This window comes from Marinobacter lutaoensis (assembly GCF_001981305.1).
Taxonomy (GTDB): Bacteria; Pseudomonadota; Gammaproteobacteria; order Pseudomonadales; family Oleiphilaceae; genus Marinobacter; species Marinobacter lutaoensis.
On record NZ_MSCW01000001.1, the window covers coordinates 271,402 to 286,153 of the forward strand.

Sequence of the window (14,752 nt, forward strand, 5' to 3'; positions counted from 1 at the left end):
GCACCGAGATGGCCAGCGTACCCGCCGAAACCACCCAGACCGACGTGCCCGCGACCCAGGGCCGGGCGTCCGAAGAAGGGCGCAGCGACCTGCTGCTCGGTTTCAACCGCCTGACCCTGCTGCGGCAGATCGGTCTGATGGTCGGCCTTGCCGCCAGCGTGGCCCTGGGGGTGGCCGTGGTGCTCTGGGCCCAGGAACCGAACTATCAGCCGGTGGTGGGCGACCTGTCCTCCTACAACCCGCAGGACGTGACCGCGATCCTGGACAGCAACGGCATTGATTACAAGATGGACCCGAGGACCGGGGCGCTGTTGGTGCCGTCGGATCAGGTCTACAACGCTCGCCTCAAGCTCGCCGCCGAAGGCGTGACGGACCAGCGCGCCATGGGTTACGAGCTGCTCGATCAGGAGCGGGGGCTCGGCACGTCCCAGTTCATGGAAACCATCAGCTATCGCCGTGGGCTGGAGGGCGAGCTGGCCCGGACCATCGGCAGCATGCGGGGGGTTCGCAGTGCCCGGGTGCACTTGGCGATTCCCGAGCGCTCGGTGTTCGTGCGCGATGCCCGGGAACCGTCGGCCTCGGTGTTCCTCGAAGTGTTCGCCGGTCGTCGCCTGGATCAGGAGCAGATCGCCGCCATTGTGAATCTGGTGGCCGGCAGTGTCCCGATGATGAAAAAGGACGGGGTGACCGTGGTTGACCAGAACGGCAACCTGTTGACCGGCAACGACCGTCGCAGCGAGGCGGACCTGATTCAGGAACAGTACGAATACACCGCCAAGGTGGAAGAGCGCCTGACCCGCCGGGTGGCCTCCATCATCGCCCCCATCGTGGGCGAGGGGCGGTACCGGGCTGAGGTGACTGCGGACCTGGACTTCTCGGCGGTGGAGCAGGCCGAGGAACTGTTCAATCCCGAACAGCAGGCGGTGCGCAGCGAGCGTGAACTGACCGAGCAGCGCACCGCGGGCAGCGGCCCGGTGGGCATCCCCGGCGCCTTGTCCAACCAGCCGCCCGCCAACCCCACCGTGCCGGAGCAGGTGGATGCGGGCACGGGAGCCGGTGACGCCGCCCAGCAGACGCCGCCGCCGGTGAACGTGCGCCAGGAGGCGACCCGCAACTACGAGCTGGACCGGACCGTCAGCTACCGGCGGCAGGAGCGTGGCCGCATCAAGCGACTGACCGTGGCGCTGGCGGTGGATGACATGAAAGTGGTGGACCCGGCCACCGGCGAGGTCAGCTATCAGCCCTGGCCGGAACAGGAGCTTCAGCGCCTGAGCATGCTGGTTCGCGATGCGGTGGGTTACTCTGCCGTACGCGGTGACAGCGTAACGGTCATGAACACCGCCTTCGCGCCGGAGGAGGCCATCGAATTCGAGACACCGGGGTTCTGGGAGCAGCCCTGGTTCTGGGACCTGATGAAACAGGTGCTGGCAGGCCTGGTGATCCTGGTGCTGGTCCTGGGCCTGCTGCGACCGACGCTCCGGACCCTGTCCGGCGGTGGCCAGGAAAGCCGGCGCGGCGATTCGGAGGCGGGCTACGGTGGGCTGGATGAACTGGAAGGGGGGGATGCTCTCCGCCAAGCCATGGCCTCCCACGACGAACTGCTTTTGCCGGGCGCCACCGACAGCTATGATAGGCAACTGAACGCTTTGAAGGGCCTGATCGCGGAAGACCCGGCCCGGGTCGCGCAGGTCATGCGCCAGTGGGTGAACGTGGATGACTGATCAAGCCGGCCAGGGCGACAACGCCCCGAAAAAACCGCAACGCAAGATTCCCCGGGTAGAGCAGGCGGCGATTCTACTGATGTCCCTGGGCGAGGCGGACGCGGCGGAAATCCTGAAGCACATGGGGCCGAAGGAAGTCCAGCGGGTGGGTGTGGCCATGGCGCAGATGAAGGACGTCAGCAAGGATGACGTCGCCTATGTCCTGAATGAGTTCGTCGAGGCCGTGGGCGGCCAGACCGGCCTGGGGGTCGGCAACGACGAGTACATCCGCACCATGCTTACCCAGGCGCTGGGCGAGGACAAGGCCGCCAGCCTGATCGACCGCATCCTGGTCGGCGGCAACACCACCGGCCTGGACACCCTGAAATGGATGGAACCACGCGCGGTGGCCGACATCATCCGCTATGAACACCCGCAGATTCAGGCCATTGTCATCTCCTACCTGGACCCGGACCAGGCCGCTGAAATCCTGGCCAGCTTGGACGAGAAGGTCCGGCTCGACGTGATGATGCGGGTTGCCTCCCTGGAAAGCGTTCAGCCCCAGGCCCTTCAGGAACTCAACGACATTCTCGAAAAACAGTTCTCCGGCGGTTCCGCCGCGCAGACCAGCCGAATCGGCGGTGTCAAGCGGGCGGCGGATATCATGAACTTCATGGACCGTTCCATCGAGGGCAGCCTGATGGACGCCATCAAGGACATGGATCCCGATCTGGCTTCCACCATCGAGGACCTGATGTTCGTGTTCGACAACCTCAAGGACGTGGACGACCGGGGCATCCAGGCGTTGCTGCGGGAAGTGTCCTCCGAGGTCCTGGTGGTTGCGCTCAAGGGCGCGGACGACAGCGTCAAAGAGAAAATATTCAAGAACATGTCGAAGCGGGCGGCGGAATTGCTCCAGGACGACCTCGAAGCCAAGGGACCGGTCCGGGTCAGCGAGGTGGAATCGGCCCAGAAAGACATTATCACCATTGCCCGGCGCATGGCTGAGGCCGGCGAGATCACCCTCGGCGGCGCCGGTGAAGAAATGATGTGATGAGCGACTCCGACGCCTTCAAAACACCCCAGCGGATTCCCAAGGAACAGCTGACCGCCTACGAACGGTGGGAGCTGCCGCTGCTCGACGAGCAGGGCAACGAAGTGCCCCGGGAGGAGGAGCGTGACCTCAAGCCTCTGACGGCGGCGGATCTGGAAGCCATTCGCCAGGCCGCCCACGAGGACGGTTACCGGGAAGGCCGGGACGCCGGTTATCAGGCGGGCCTGGCCGAGGGCCGGGCGCAGGGGCACGAGGCGGGGCACCGGGCCGGGCTCGCGGAAGGCCGGGAGCAGGGGCAGGCCCAGGCCTATCAGGAAACCCGTGCCGCCGTGAGCGAACAGCTCGCCCGCCTGGAGCAGTGGCTGGCGGAGCTGGTCCAGCCGATCCGACGTCACGAGGAAGAAGTGACGGAGGCCCTGGTCAACCTGACCACCGCCCTGGCTCGGGCCGTGGTCTACCGGGAACTGTCGATGGACTCCTCCCAGATCCGTCAGGTGGTCCGCCGGGCTCTGGAGGCCCTGCCGTCAACCGCGGACAATGTGCGGATTCACGTGCATCCGGATGACCTGGAGCCTGTGCGCGAAGTTGCCGAGCGCCTGGACGCGGCGGCCTCGGTGCTGGAGGACGAGACCCTGACACCCGGCGGCTGCCGGGTGGAAACCCGTCACAGTCTGGTGGACTTCACCGTGGAAAAACGTTTCCAGCGGGCGGTGCAGAGCATGCTGGAAGATTCGTTCGACGCCGGCGACACAGCGCCGCCGGATGACGCCTCCGGGAGCGGAGCCGATGACCTCCCGACTGGTTGACCGGCTCGACCGGTTGCAGCGGAGCCTGACCCGCGCGCCGGCACCGGAGCTGTCCGGTCGCCTGACCCGCATGGTGGGGCTGACCCTGGAATGTGTCGGGTGCCCGATGGTGGTCGGAGACCGTTGCCTGGTGGAAGGCCAGGGTTCAGCCCGGGTGGAGGCAGAAGTGGTCGGCTTCGAGGAGGAGCGGGTCTATCTGATGCCGCTGACCGCGATCGATGGCCTGCGCCCGGGTGCCCGGGTGATCCCCCTGTCGTCCGCAAGCCGGGTGCCGGTGGGGCCGAAGATGCTGGGGCGGGTACTGGGTGGCAGCGGCGAGCCACTGGACGGCCAGGGGCCGCTTCAGGCGGAAGCCCGGGTGCCCCTGTCCGGAGACATCATCAACCCCTTGAACCGGGCGCCGGTCCGGAAATCCATGGATGTGGGCATCCGCGCCATCAACGCTTTGCTGACGGTGGGGCAGGGGCAGCGGCTGGGCCTGTTCGCCGGCAGCGGCGTGGGCAAAAGCATGCTGCTGGGCATGATGACCCGCTTCACCGACGCCGACATCACCGTGGTTGGCCTGATTGGCGAGCGGGGGCGTGAAGTCAAGGAGTTCATCGAGGACATCCTCGGCCCGGAGGGGCTGGCCCGCTCGGTGGTGGTGGCCTCGCCGGCGGACGATTCCCCGCTGATGCGGCTGAGGGCGGCCATGCTGACCACCCGCATCGCGGAATATTTCCGGGATCAGGGCAAGCGGGTGCTGTTGCTGATGGATTCCCTGACCCGCTACGCCCAGGCGCAGCGGGAAATCGCCCTGGCGGTGGGGGAGCCTCCGGCGACCAAGGGCTATCCGCCCTCGGTGTTCGCCAAGCTGCCGCAGCTGGTGGAGCGGACCGGCAATGGTCGGCCTGGCGGTGGCTCGATTACCGCTTTCTACACGGTGTTGACAGAGGGGGATGATCAGCAGGATCCGATCGCCGATGCTGCCCGGGCCATTCTGGACGGCCACATCGTGTTGTCCCGGCGCCTGGCGGAGGAGGGGCACTACCCCGCCATCGACGTGGAGGCCTCGATCAGCCGGGTCATGCCCCAGGTCACCGATGCCGACCACTTCTCCCGGGCTCAGCGGTTCAAACAGGTCTACTCCCGTTACCAGCAGGCGCGGGATCTGATCAGCGTCGGTGCCTATGTTCAGGGCTCGGACCCGGAAACCGATTTTGCCATTCAGCACATGCCTGCCATGCGCCAGTTCCTGCAACAGGGATTGCACGAGCGCGCGCCCCTGGCGGACAGCATCGAACAGCTGATGGCGGTGGTGCCCGAGCGGCGTTCGCCCGAACGGCGCAAAGCCGCTGTTCCCAATCCATCGGCCGGTCGGGAGGCTAGCTGATGCTGCGGTCCAGGCGGTTGCAGGTGGTGCTGGCGGTCGAAGAGCGCAAGGAGCAGGCGGCGCTGGAGCGTCTGACCGAGGCCCGCGAGCGCATGCAGCAGCACCTGGAGCAGGTGCAGAACCTGCAACGTTATCAGCAGGAATACCAAGCACAGATGCGCCAGGGCCGGGAGGGCCCGGTGTCGGCGGCCCGCTTGCAGTCCTGGCAGGCGTTCGTCAGCCAGCTGGATGCGGTCATCCAGCAGCAGCAGCGCCTGCTGGATCAGGCGGAGCGGCAGTTCGAGAACTGTCGTCAGGACTGGCTGCGGGCCTGGGAACGGCGGCGGGGTATGGAAAAGTACATTGACCGTTGCCGTCAGCAGGAGCAGCGGGAACAGGACGCCCGTGACCAGAAGCTGGCGGACGAGTCTGCGGGCCGCGCCTTCGCCCGTCGCCAGCAATAACCCCCACCGGAGCCATGCAAAGCCCTTGCGGTCAGCTATCCTTACCCCTTGAGGACGGCACTCCGGGGCACGCCAGAATTGCCACGAAAGCCACACCCATGGGTTTGTCACTGGTTTGGAGGTAGTTGCATGCCGATACATACACGCCTTGCGGACGACGGCGATACGCTGGTGATCCGGATCGAGGGCCGGTTTGATTTCAGCACCCACCAGGCGTTCCGGGACGCCTACGAGCATGGGGGCTCCAAGGTGGACCGTTACGTGATCGACCTGTCCGACACCACCTATCTCGACAGCTCCGCCCTGGGCATGTTGCTGCTGCTGAGGGATCACGCGGGTGGAGACAGCTCCCGGATCTCGATCCGGAACTGCAACAACGATGTGCGCCGCATCCTGGCCATTTCCAACTTCGAGCAGCTGTTCGCGATCAAGTGACGCCCTCCTGCCTCCGGATTCTGATCGCCGATGACAGCGACTCGGACCGGCTGATACTGAAAACCCTGTTGTGTCGCCTTGGTCACCGGGTTCAGGCTGCCAGGGACGGTGCCGAAGCGGTCGAGCTGTTCCGCCGGGAGGGGGCCGATCTGGTACTTCTGGACGCGCTGATGCCCCGGATGGACGGCATGGAAGCCGCGCGCGAGATCAAGTCACTGGCGGGCGACCGGCTGGTGCCGGTGATTTTCCTCACCTCCCTGTCCGACGCCGAGGATCTGGCCCGATGTCTTGCGTCCGGCGGCGATGATTTCCTGACCAAACCGTACAACCGGATCATTCTGGACGCCAAGCTGAAGGCGTTCGACCGGATGCGCCGGATGCACGAGGCCCTGGCCGAGCAGCACGCGCTGGCCCGGGAGCGCAACCGGCAGCTGCTGGACGAGCAGACCACGGCCCGCCGGGTGTTCGACAATGTCGCCCACACCGGCTGCCTGGACGCGGCCAACATCCGCTATCACGCCTCGCCACTCTCGATTTTCAACGGCGACGTCCTGTTCGCCTCGCCCCGGCCGGATGGTGGTCTGCTGGTCTTTCTCGGGGATTTCACCGGCCACGGGCTGCCGGCGGCCATGGGGGCCATGCCGGTGGCGGAAATCTTCTACGGCATGGCCGCCAAAGGGTTTTCCGGTGCCGACGTGTTGCGGGAAATCAATCAGAAGCTCAAGCGCATTCTGCCGATCGGCATGTTCTGCTGTGGTGCCATGCTGGAGGTGGACTTCAAGGCGGGACAGATTGGCATCTGGAACGGTGGCCTGCCGGAAGGCTGGTTGTTCCGGGCGGGGGCCTCGCCCCGGCCGTTGCCGTCCCGCCACCTGCCGCTGGGCATCCTGCCGCCGGAACAGTTCCGGGCCGACTTGACCGCGTACCCCGCCAGCACCGGCGATACCGTGCTGCTGATGACCGACGGTGTGCTGGAGTGCCAGGCCAGCGACGGCACGCTGTTCGGCGAGGCCGGCGTGCGCCGGTGCCTGCGCCGGCGGCAGCAAGGCGAGCACCCGTTCGATGTGGTGTTCCAGGCCATGGCCGACTTCAGTCACCGGGCCCGGGAAGCGGACGACCTGACCCTGTTTTCCCTGGACATGATCGACCGGACCGGGCTGGCGCTGCGGCCGGAACCGGGGGAGTCCTCGGCGCTGTCCGGCCCCTCGGAATGGCGTTGCGAGTACGAGGTACGCGGGTCGACCCTGGCGGAGTTCAACCCGCTGCCGCTGCTGCTGCACATCTGCATGGAGGTACCCGGCCTGAGAGCCCGCAGCGGTGAGGTGTACCTGCTGCTGTCGGAACTGTACAACAACGCCCTGGAACACGGCATTCTGCGCCTGCCGTCGGACTGGAAACGCAGCCCGGACGGGTTTGGTCAATACTACAGAGAACGGCAACGGCGGCTGGCGGAGGTGTCGGACCACGGCATTGTCTTCCGTCTGCATCATGCCCGGAAACCCTGGGGGGGCCGCTTGCGTGTAACCTGTGAGGACACGGGTGACGGTTTCGACCACGCCAATCACCCGGTGGCCAGGGACTCGGGTCCGGTTGGCGACGGTCCGCGATACGCTGGCCGGGGGCTGATGCTCTTGAAACGCCTGGCCAGAACGGTCACATTTCATGGCAGGGGCAATTGTGTGGAAATCGTCTACGACTGGCGGTTACCCTCCGCCCCTTCAATCACGGACGGATGCCCGCCACCAGCAGCAGGGGGACGCGATGACTGAGAAACCACACCTTGACGAAGAAGCTCTGGCCGAGCTGCAGGACGTCATGGAGGATGAGTTTGAGGTCCTGATACAAACCTACCTGACCGATTCACGGGATCGCATCGCCAGCCTGAAGGAGGCGCTGGCCGCCGGCGACGCGGATGCCGTTGCCCGGACCGCCCACAGTTTCAAGGGCAGCTGCATCAACATCGGAGCCCCCCGGCTCGGAGACCTGTGCCAGGCCGCGGAACAGGCCGGCAAGGTGGCTGATCTGGCCCGGGCCCAGGCCCTGATGGCGGACATCGAGGCGGAATTCGCGGTGGTTACCGGTCTGCTGGAGGGGCTCTCGGTCCGGTGACGTCTGCGAGTGGCATCGCTTTTGCAGTGGTGACGTCAGCGAATGACAGTCAACCGAAAAGCGGCAAGAGGTTGCCATGCCACAACAGATGGTACTTCCACAGACCCCCGCCGAGCTCGGCCTCGAGCGGAGCGCCGGCAAGGCCAGCGCCGGCAAGGCCTCGAAGACCGAGGACAGCCGGTTCGATTCGGTCTCCCAGGCGGAGCGCAAGCGAATGGACCGGCGCCAGAGCGAAGCGGCGGAGCAAAGCGAACGACCGCCGGAAGCCCCGGCCCGTGAGGACGCCGACCCGCCCCGGGAAACCACCACCGACGGGGGGGTGGCCGAGCCGTCGGGCACCACCACGGACCGGGAGGCCGCCTCTGAGGATGCCGAGGCCGACGCGACCCCGGTCTACGTCCCCATCACGTTCGCGGAACTGCAGGCGGCCCTGTCGGCCAGTCCCGGTGAGGATGGCACCGAACTGCCGGCGGCGGGCCAGCTCCCCCGTGTCGGCCTGTTGGCGGGGACCTCGTCGGCGGGGACGGGCACGACGTCCTCCGGTGCCACGGGGCAGTTTCTGGACGCCTTCCTGGGGACCATGGCAGGCAACGACAGTCCCCGGTCCGCGGACGGAACCAGCCCGACCGGGGCGGGCCTTCGCCTCCAGGGCAACCTGGACCTAACGTCCCAAAATGCCACGCTGACCGCCAGCCAACGTACCGCCGCTGAATCGGCCGTGCCCCTGCGCGGCTACGCCACCTCGGTGGACGTTCCGGTGGGCCATGCCGAGTGGGGTGACAAGCTGGTGGGCAAGTTGAGTTGGCTGACCGCCCGCAATCTGTCGGTGGCGGAAATTCACCTGACGCCACCGGACATGGGCCCCCTGGAGGTGAAGGTACGGGTCCATAACGAACAGGCCAATATCACCGTGCACGCGGCCAATCCGGTGGTTCGGGACCAGCTGGAGCTGCATTCCCACCGGCTTCGGGACATGCTGGGAGAGCAGGGACTGTCATTGGCGCGGTTTGATGTTTCCGACCAGCCGGGCAATCAGTCCGGTGGCCAGTCCTCCGGTGATGGTCCGGGCGGCGAACCGGCGGCCGCCCACACGCCGGGGCTTGACGGCGTGGAGCCCGAGCAGCGTGCCGGACACCTGGATCTCAGCTGGAACGGCGAGGTGGACGTCTTCGCCTGACCCGCGCTCTTTCCCGGCTGGCCGGTCCCGGCCAGCCGCAGATGATTTTGCCCATTGCCTCGCTTCAAGGCTAAACTGCGGATTCCGAATCGCAGGGGTGGGCGTTCTGGCTCGGCCTTTGCATAGTCCTTCCAAACGTCACGCAAACAACGGAACGTGACGGATTTCCGGCGAAGCGAAGAGTATGGCTGACAACAACGCATCCGAAGCGGCACCCGCCAAGAAAGGCAAGCTGAAACTGATCCTCCTGATCGTGCTGGTGGTGATCCTGGCGATCGCGCTGTCGGTGGCCGGAACCCTGTGGTTCCTGGGCGGCAGCCTAGCGAGCGGGGATCATGACGAAGCCGCCACCGGTGAGGTCGAGGAAAGCTTCGTTCCCAGCACCTATGCTGACATAGAAAAGGCACTGGTGACGACGATCCAGTCGGAGGGGCGCCAGCGGTACGCCCAGGCCTACCTGTCGTTCGAGGCCCGGAATCCTGACGCGCTGGCGGCGGCTCAGCTGCACCTGCCGTTGATTCGCAGCCAGCTGGTGATGGTGCTGAGCAACAGCGACTTCACCGAGCTGCAGACGCCGGAGGGCCGCCGCGCCTTGGCCGAGCGGATGTTGGCAACGGTGAACCAGGTATTGGAGCGGGAAGGCCAGCCGCCGATCGAGCGGGTGCTTTTCCGGAATTTCGTGGTGCAATAGGGAGCCGGCCCGGCTTCCCGGCGACAGGACCAGTTATGCAGGACTTACTGTCACAGGACGAGATTGACGCGCTGCTCCACGGGGTGGATGACGGCGACATCGACACCTACGAAGAGACCGACGACTCGGGCGTCAAAGCGTACGACCTGGCCAGCCAGGACCGCATCGTCCGTGGTCGCATGCCGACCCTGGAAATGATCAACGAGCGGTTTGCCCGTTATACCCGGATCAGCCTGTTCAACCTGCTGCGACGGAACGCCGACGTCTCCACCGGGGGTGTCCAGATCATGAAGTTTGGCGAGTATGTCCACACCCTGTACGTGCCGACCAGCCTGAACCTGTGCAAGGTCCGGCCGCTGCGCGGCACGGCGCTGTTCGTTCTCGACGCCAAGCTGGTGTTCAAGCTGGTGGACAACTTCTTTGGCGGCGAGGGCCGGCACGCCAAGATCGAGGGGCGGGAATTCACCCCCACCGAAACCCGGATCGTCCAGATGGTCCTGAACCAGGTGTTCCATGACATGTCGGAAGCCTGGCACGCGGTGCTCAAGGTGGACTTCGAATACCTGAGCTCGGAAGTGAACCCGGCGATGGCGAACATTGTCAGCCCGAGCGAGGTGGTGGTGGTGAGCACCTTCCACATCGAACTCGACGGTGGTGGTGGTGAGCTGCATTTCGCCGTGCCGTACTCGATGATCGAGCCGATCCGGGATGTCCTCGATGCCGGCGTCCAGAGTGACATTGACGATGTCGACGAGCGCTGGGTCAATGCCTTGCAGGAGGACATCAAGGATGTTTATGTTCCCATCAACGCGGATGTCTGCCGTCGACGCATTTCCCTGCGGGAAGTGGCCAAGCTCAAGGAGGGCGACATCATCCCGGTGGAGATCCCCGAATTTCTCACGGTCACGGCCAACGGCATTCCGGTCTACAAGGCCACCCTGGGTACCCGTGACGGAAAACTGGCGCTGAAGATTCACGACAAGGCGACACTGCCAAAGGTCAAAAAACAGCTGAAGGTAGGGCGACATGGCTGACGACGACAAAAAAGACGATCAGGAACTGTCCGAAGACGAAAAACTGGCGGCGGAATGGGAGGCTGCCATGGAGGAAGCTGAGGACGCCGGCGCTGATCGTGACGACGAGTGGGCGGCGGCCATGGCCGAGGCGGAAGCGGAGCAGCCCCGGGACGATGTACGTCCGGCCCCCATGGAGGAGTTCGGCGACAGCCCCGCCGGTGGTGGCAATACGCCGGATCTGGATGTGATTCTGGATATCCCGGTGACCATCTCCATGGAGGTGGGCAACACCCAGATTCCCATCCGCAATCTGCTGCAGCTGAACCAGGGGTCGGTCATCGAACTGGACCGTCTGGCCGGCGAACCCCTGGACGTGCTGGTGAACGGCACCCTGATTGCCCATGGCGAGGTGGTTATGGTGAATGAGAAATTCGGTATCCGCCTGACCGACGTGATCAGCCCGTCCGAGCGCATCAAGCGGTTGCAGAAATAGCCATGCGCGGCCGGATCGCCCTGGCGTTGCTGTTGGCGGCGCCGCCGCTGACGGCGGAAGAGACCGCCGGCGCCGCCTCCCGGACGGCGGCGCATGCTCCCGATACCCTGGGCACGCTGGTGAGCCTCGGCTTGGGACTGGTGGCGGTGATCGCCGTCATCTACGGCTGTGCCTGGTTGGTCCGGCGCATGACGGGCATGGGCGGGGTCAACAACCAGGTCATCCGGGTGGTTTCCGTGATGGCCCTGGGTGCCCGGGAACGGATCGCCCTGGTGGATGTGGGGGGGCAGCAGATCCTCCTGGGCATCACCCCCTCCACGGTGCGCACCCTGCATGTGTTCGACTCGCCCGTGGCGGCCGCACCGGAGGCCGGCTCCGGTGATTTCGCCCGCCATCTCCAGGCCCTGATGGGCCGTTCCCGGACCCCGCCCGACAAGGACTAGAGCGCACCATGGTGTACCGACCCTTCCGCTGGCTCTCCCTGGCCCTGCTGCTTTCCGGCCTGGCCTGGCCGACCCTGGCCCTGGCCGACCTGCCCGGCATTCCCGCCCTGACCGTGACCCCCGGGGCCACGGAGGGTACCCAGGAGTATTCAGTCACGCTGCAGATTCTGGCGCTGATGACGGCGCTGACCTTCCTGCCGGCCATGCTCATGATGATGACCTCGTTCACCCGCATCATTGTGGTGTTCGCGATTTTGCGCCAAGCCTTGGGGCTGCAGGCCACGCCCTCCAACCAGATCCTCCTGGGCCTGGCCCTGTTCCTGAGCATTTTCATCATGAAGCCGGTGCTGGAGGAGGCCAACCGGGTAGGGCTGCAACCCTACCTGCAGGAACAGGTGACCTCCCTGGAAGCGGTGGAGCTGGCCAGTCGGCCGTTCAAGGCGTTTATGCTGGCCCAGACCCGCGAGGACGATCTGGCACTGTTCATGCGGATCGCCGACGTTCAGTACGACACGCCCCAGGACGTGTCCTTCTGGGTACTGATGCCGGCGTTCGTCACCAGTGAGCTGAAAACAGCGTTCCAGATCGGTTTTATCCTGTTCATCCCGTTCCTGATCATCGACATGGTGGTGGCCAGTGTGCTCATGGCCATGGGGATGATGATGCTGTCACCGATCATCATTTCGCTGCCATTCAAGATCATGCTGTTCGTTCTGGTGGACGGCTGGGCCCTGGTGATGGGTACCCTGGCCGCCAGTTACGGGCTCTAGGAGGTGCCATGACCCCGGAAACCGTGATCGACATCCTGCGTGAAGCGCTGTGGCTGATCGTCCTGCTGTCCGCGGTGATCATCGGCCCTGGCCTGGTTGTCGGCTTGGTGGTGAGTACCTTTCAGGCGGCGACCCAGATCAACGAGCAGACGCTCAGCTTCCTGCCCCGGTTGCTGGTGACGCTGATCGTCATCATTGTCGCGGGGCCGTGGATGCTGACCCAGTTGCTGGATCATGCCCACCGCCTGATCTCCAGCATTCCCTACCTCATTGGCTAGGCCATGCTGCCGTCGGCCCTGAGCGCGGACCTGATCGGCCAGTGGGTGGGCCAGCACCTGTGGCCGCTGTTCCGGGTGGCCAGCTTTCTGATGGTGATCCCCATCTTCGGTACCCAGCTGGTGCCGGCCAGGGTGCGCCTGGGGCTGGCGCTGCTGATGACCGTCTTGATCGTACCGATGATCCCGCCGGTGCCCCAGGTGGAGGCCCTGAGCGCGGACGCGGTGGTGATCACGCTGCAACAGATCCTGATCGGCGTTGGCCTGGGGTTCGCCCTGACCGCACTCTGGCAACTGTTCGTGGTTGCCGGCCAGATGATCGCGATGCAGATGGGGTTGGGGTTTGCGTCCATGGTGGACCCGGCCAATGGCGTCAACGTGCCGGTGCTGTCGCAGATCTACACCATCACCATCACACTGCTGTTCCTGGCAATGAACGGCCATCTGGTGGCGCTCGACGTGTTCATCGAGAGTTTCCGTACCCTGCCCATCGGTCTGGACGGGCTGGGCCAGGCCGGGGTCTGGGAGGTGGCGCACCGGGTCTCCTGGATGTTCGCCTCCGCCATGCTGCTGGCGCTGCCGGCGGTGACCGCGGTGCTGATCGTCAACATTTCGTTCGGTGTGATGACCCGGGCGGCGCCGCAGATGAACATCTTTGCCCTGGGCTTTCCGATTGGCCTGATTTTCGGCCTGTTCGCGATCTGGGTGCTGCACGCGAATTTCCTGCCTCACTTCGACCAGTATTCGCGGGAAACCTTTGAATTCATGCGACGGCTGCAGGGGCAGCCCTGAGACCGTGACGAGGGGGCCGGGTGGCGGAAGAGAACGACAACAGCCAGGAAAAAACCGAAGAGGCCACCCCCCGACGCCTGGAGAAGGCTCGGGAGGAAGGACAGACCGCCCGTTCCCGGGAGCTGGCCACCATGGCGGTGCTGCTGGCGGGCGCCGGCGGCCTGCTGATGTTTGGCAGCCACCTGGGGGCGGCGCTGGAGGCCATCATGCGCGACAGCTTCACACTGGAGCGCTCCGCCATCTTTGACACGCGGCACATGAGTCTCCAGTTACTGGCCTCGGCCCGGGAGGCCGCTCTGGCTCTGGCGCCGATTCTGCTTCTGCTGCTGGTGGCGGCGATCGCCGGCTCCGTCGCCCTCGGCGGATTGCTGTTCAGCGGCAAGGCCATCGAGCCGAAATTCAGCCGCCTGGATCCGATCAAGGGGCTGGGGCGGATGTTTTCGCTGCGCTCCCTGATCGAACTGGCCAAGGCCATCGCCAAAGTGGGCCTGGTGATGGCCGTGGCCCTGCTGATTCTGGACCTGCGCACCGAGGATCTGCTCAGTATCGCCGAGGAGCCGGTGTTGCCGGCGATGGCCCATGTCCTGTGGACCCTGGGCTGGAGTTTCTTTTTCCTGTCTGCTGCCACGGTGGTCATCGCCGCCATCGACGTGCCTTTCCAGATATACGATCACCGCAAGAAGCTGCGCATGACCAAGCAGGAGGTCAAGGACGAGTACAAGGACACCGAGGGCAAGCCCGAGGTCAAGGGCCGGATTCGCCAGTTGCAACGGGAAATGGCCCAGCGGCGGATGATGCAGGATGTTCCCACGGCGGACGTGGTCATCACCAACCCGACCCACTACGCCGTGGCCCTGAAATACGACCAGAAGACCATGGCGGCCCCGGTCGTGGTGGCCAAGGGTGCGGACGAAGTGGCTTTCAAGATCATGGAGATCGCCCGCGAGCACAAGGTGGAGATTCTGCGCACGCCGCCACTGACGCGGGCGGTTTACCACAACACCGAGCTGGGCGACGAGATTCCCGACGGCCTGTACATGGCCATTGCCCAGGTCCTGGCCTATGTGTTCCAGCTGCGCCAGTTCCGCAGGGGGCGGGCACCCAAGCCGGGTATGCCGGACTTCCCGATTCCGCCGGAGATGCGGCGTGACGTGTGATCGCGAGGGGCGGGGGAGG

Annotated in this window: 17 protein-coding genes; all 17 read left to right on the plus strand. The window is 65.3% G+C overall.

The window, feature by feature from the left end:
* Nucleotides 1-8 precede the first annotated feature (8 nt).
* The 17 genes from fliF (at nt 9) to flhB (ending at nt 14,733) form a co-directional block, all read left to right on the plus strand.
* Nucleotides 9-1,721, plus strand: a complete 1,713-nt coding sequence (gene fliF / locus BTO32_RS01240) for a flagellar basal-body MS-ring/collar protein FliF (protein ID WP_076722623.1) — start codon at nt 9-11, stop codon at nt 1,719-1,721.
* Nucleotides 1,714-2,754 carry a flagellar motor switch protein FliG gene (gene fliG, locus BTO32_RS01245; RefSeq protein WP_076722624.1) on the plus strand — a complete coding sequence of 347 codons (1,041 nt, stop codon included), beginning with the start codon at nt 1,714-1,716 and terminating at the stop codon, nt 2,752-2,754. Before fliF ends, fliG begins: the two co-directional genes overlap by 8 nt.
* A complete protein-coding gene (locus tag BTO32_RS01250) occupies nt 2,754-3,560 on the plus strand; it encodes a flagellar assembly protein FliH (RefSeq protein WP_076722625.1) in 807 nt (268 codons plus the stop codon). The genes fliG and BTO32_RS01250 overlap by 1 nt, the downstream gene beginning before the upstream one ends.
* Nucleotides 3,541-4,932, plus strand: coding sequence for a flagellar protein export ATPase FliI (gene fliI, locus BTO32_RS01255; RefSeq protein ID WP_076722626.1), 1,392 nt, complete (start codon nt 3,541-3,543; stop codon nt 4,930-4,932). The genes BTO32_RS01250 and fliI overlap by 20 nt, the downstream gene beginning before the upstream one ends.
* Nucleotides 4,932-5,375 carry a flagellar export protein FliJ gene (gene fliJ / locus BTO32_RS01260; protein ID WP_076722627.1) on the plus strand — a complete coding sequence of 148 codons (444 nt, stop codon included), beginning with the start codon at nt 4,932-4,934 and terminating at the stop codon, nt 5,373-5,375. The genes fliI and fliJ overlap by 1 nt, the downstream gene beginning before the upstream one ends.
* 129 nt (nt 5,376-5,504) lie before the next feature.
* Nucleotides 5,505-5,810 (plus strand): STAS domain-containing protein, encoded by a 306-nt coding sequence (locus BTO32_RS01265; protein ID WP_076722628.1) that lies wholly within the window; start codon nt 5,505-5,507, stop codon nt 5,808-5,810.
* Entirely contained in the window at nt 5,807-7,579 is a 1,773-nt protein-coding gene (locus BTO32_RS01270) for a fused response regulator/phosphatase (RefSeq protein WP_076722629.1), read from the plus strand. Before BTO32_RS01265 ends, BTO32_RS01270 begins: the two co-directional genes overlap by 4 nt.
* The gene (locus BTO32_RS01275) at nt 7,572-7,919 is read left to right on the plus strand and encodes an Hpt domain-containing protein (protein WP_076722630.1); all 348 of its coding nucleotides are present in this window, start codon (nt 7,572-7,574) and stop codon (nt 7,917-7,919) included. The genes BTO32_RS01270 and BTO32_RS01275 overlap by 8 nt, the downstream gene beginning before the upstream one ends.
* A 76-nt stretch (nt 7,920-7,995) precedes the next feature.
* Nucleotides 7,996-9,096, plus strand: a complete 1,101-nt coding sequence (locus BTO32_RS01280) for a flagellar hook-length control protein FliK (protein WP_076722631.1) — start codon at nt 7,996-7,998, stop codon at nt 9,094-9,096.
* A gap of 184 nt (nt 9,097-9,280) precedes the next feature.
* Entirely contained in the window at nt 9,281-9,787 is a 507-nt protein-coding gene (locus BTO32_RS01285) for a flagellar basal body-associated FliL family protein (protein ID WP_076722632.1), read from the plus strand.
* 35 nt (nt 9,788-9,822) lie between these two features.
* On the plus strand, nt 9,823-10,821 hold the full coding sequence (gene fliM / locus BTO32_RS01290; protein ID WP_076722633.1) for a flagellar motor switch protein FliM: 999 nt from the start codon (nt 9,823-9,825) through the stop codon (nt 10,819-10,821).
* Nucleotides 10,814-11,296: a flagellar motor switch protein FliN gene (fliN, locus tag BTO32_RS01295; RefSeq protein WP_076722634.1), complete on the plus strand. Its 483-nt coding sequence runs from the start codon at nt 10,814-10,816 to the stop codon at nt 11,294-11,296. Before fliM ends, fliN begins: the two co-directional genes overlap by 8 nt.
* 2 nt (nt 11,297-11,298) lie before the next feature.
* Nucleotides 11,299-11,739, plus strand: coding sequence for a flagellar biosynthetic protein FliO (gene fliO / locus BTO32_RS01300; RefSeq protein ID WP_084206736.1), 441 nt, complete (start codon nt 11,299-11,301; stop codon nt 11,737-11,739).
* Nucleotides 11,740-11,747: 8 nt separating this feature from the next.
* Complete coding sequence (gene fliP, locus BTO32_RS01305; RefSeq protein WP_076722635.1) at nt 11,748-12,509, plus strand: flagellar type III secretion system pore protein FliP; 762 nt, start codon at nt 11,748-11,750, stop codon at nt 12,507-12,509.
* 8 nt (nt 12,510-12,517) lie between these two features.
* On the plus strand, nt 12,518-12,787 hold the full coding sequence (gene fliQ / locus BTO32_RS01310; RefSeq protein WP_076722636.1) for a flagellar biosynthesis protein FliQ: 270 nt from the start codon (nt 12,518-12,520) through the stop codon (nt 12,785-12,787).
* A gap of 3 nt (nt 12,788-12,790) precedes the next feature.
* Complete coding sequence (gene fliR / locus BTO32_RS01315; protein ID WP_076722637.1) at nt 12,791-13,576, plus strand: flagellar biosynthetic protein FliR; 786 nt, start codon at nt 12,791-12,793, stop codon at nt 13,574-13,576.
* A gap of 20 nt (nt 13,577-13,596) precedes the next feature.
* Nucleotides 13,597-14,733 (plus strand): flagellar biosynthesis protein FlhB, encoded by a 1,137-nt coding sequence (gene flhB, locus BTO32_RS01320; protein WP_076722638.1) that lies wholly within the window; start codon nt 13,597-13,599, stop codon nt 14,731-14,733.
* The last annotated feature ends 19 nt before the right edge of the window (nt 14,734-14,752 follow it).

Excerpts from the sequence above, each read along its gene's own strand:
- BTO32_RS01250 (WP_076722625.1), top strand. The coding sequence starts at position 2,754 with ATGAGCGACTCCGACGCCTTCAAAACACCCCAGCGGATTCCCAAGGAA.
- fliO (WP_084206736.1), top strand. The coding sequence starts at position 11,299 with ATGCGCGGCCGGATCGCCCTGGCGTTGCTGTTGGCGGCGCCGCCGCTG.
- fliG (WP_076722624.1), top strand. The coding sequence starts at position 1,714 with ATGACTGATCAAGCCGGCCAGGGCGACAACGCCCCGAAAAAACCGCAA.
- fliQ (WP_076722636.1), top strand. The coding sequence starts at position 12,518 with ATGACCCCGGAAACCGTGATCGACATCCTGCGTGAAGCGCTGTGGCTG.
- fliM (WP_076722633.1), top strand. The coding sequence starts at position 9,823 with ATGCAGGACTTACTGTCACAGGACGAGATTGACGCGCTGCTCCACGGG.
- fliJ (WP_076722627.1), top strand. The coding sequence starts at position 4,932 with ATGCTGCGGTCCAGGCGGTTGCAGGTGGTGCTGGCGGTCGAAGAGCGC.
- fliN (WP_076722634.1), top strand. The coding sequence starts at position 10,814 with ATGGCTGACGACGACAAAAAAGACGATCAGGAACTGTCCGAAGACGAA.
- fliF (WP_076722623.1), top strand. The coding sequence starts at position 9 with ATGGCCAGCGTACCCGCCGAAACCACCCAGACCGACGTGCCCGCGACC.
- BTO32_RS01275 (WP_076722630.1), top strand. The coding sequence starts at position 7,572 with ATGACTGAGAAACCACACCTTGACGAAGAAGCTCTGGCCGAGCTGCAG.
- fliP (WP_076722635.1), top strand. The coding sequence starts at position 11,748 with ATGGTGTACCGACCCTTCCGCTGGCTCTCCCTGGCCCTGCTGCTTTCC.
- fliI (WP_076722626.1), top strand. The coding sequence starts at position 3,541 with ATGACCTCCCGACTGGTTGACCGGCTCGACCGGTTGCAGCGGAGCCTG.
- BTO32_RS01285 (WP_076722632.1), top strand. The coding sequence starts at position 9,281 with ATGGCTGACAACAACGCATCCGAAGCGGCACCCGCCAAGAAAGGCAAG.
- BTO32_RS01280 (WP_076722631.1), top strand. The coding sequence starts at position 7,996 with ATGCCACAACAGATGGTACTTCCACAGACCCCCGCCGAGCTCGGCCTC.
- BTO32_RS01265 (WP_076722628.1), top strand. The coding sequence starts at position 5,505 with ATGCCGATACATACACGCCTTGCGGACGACGGCGATACGCTGGTGATC.
- fliR (WP_076722637.1), top strand. The coding sequence starts at position 12,791 with ATGCTGCCGTCGGCCCTGAGCGCGGACCTGATCGGCCAGTGGGTGGGC.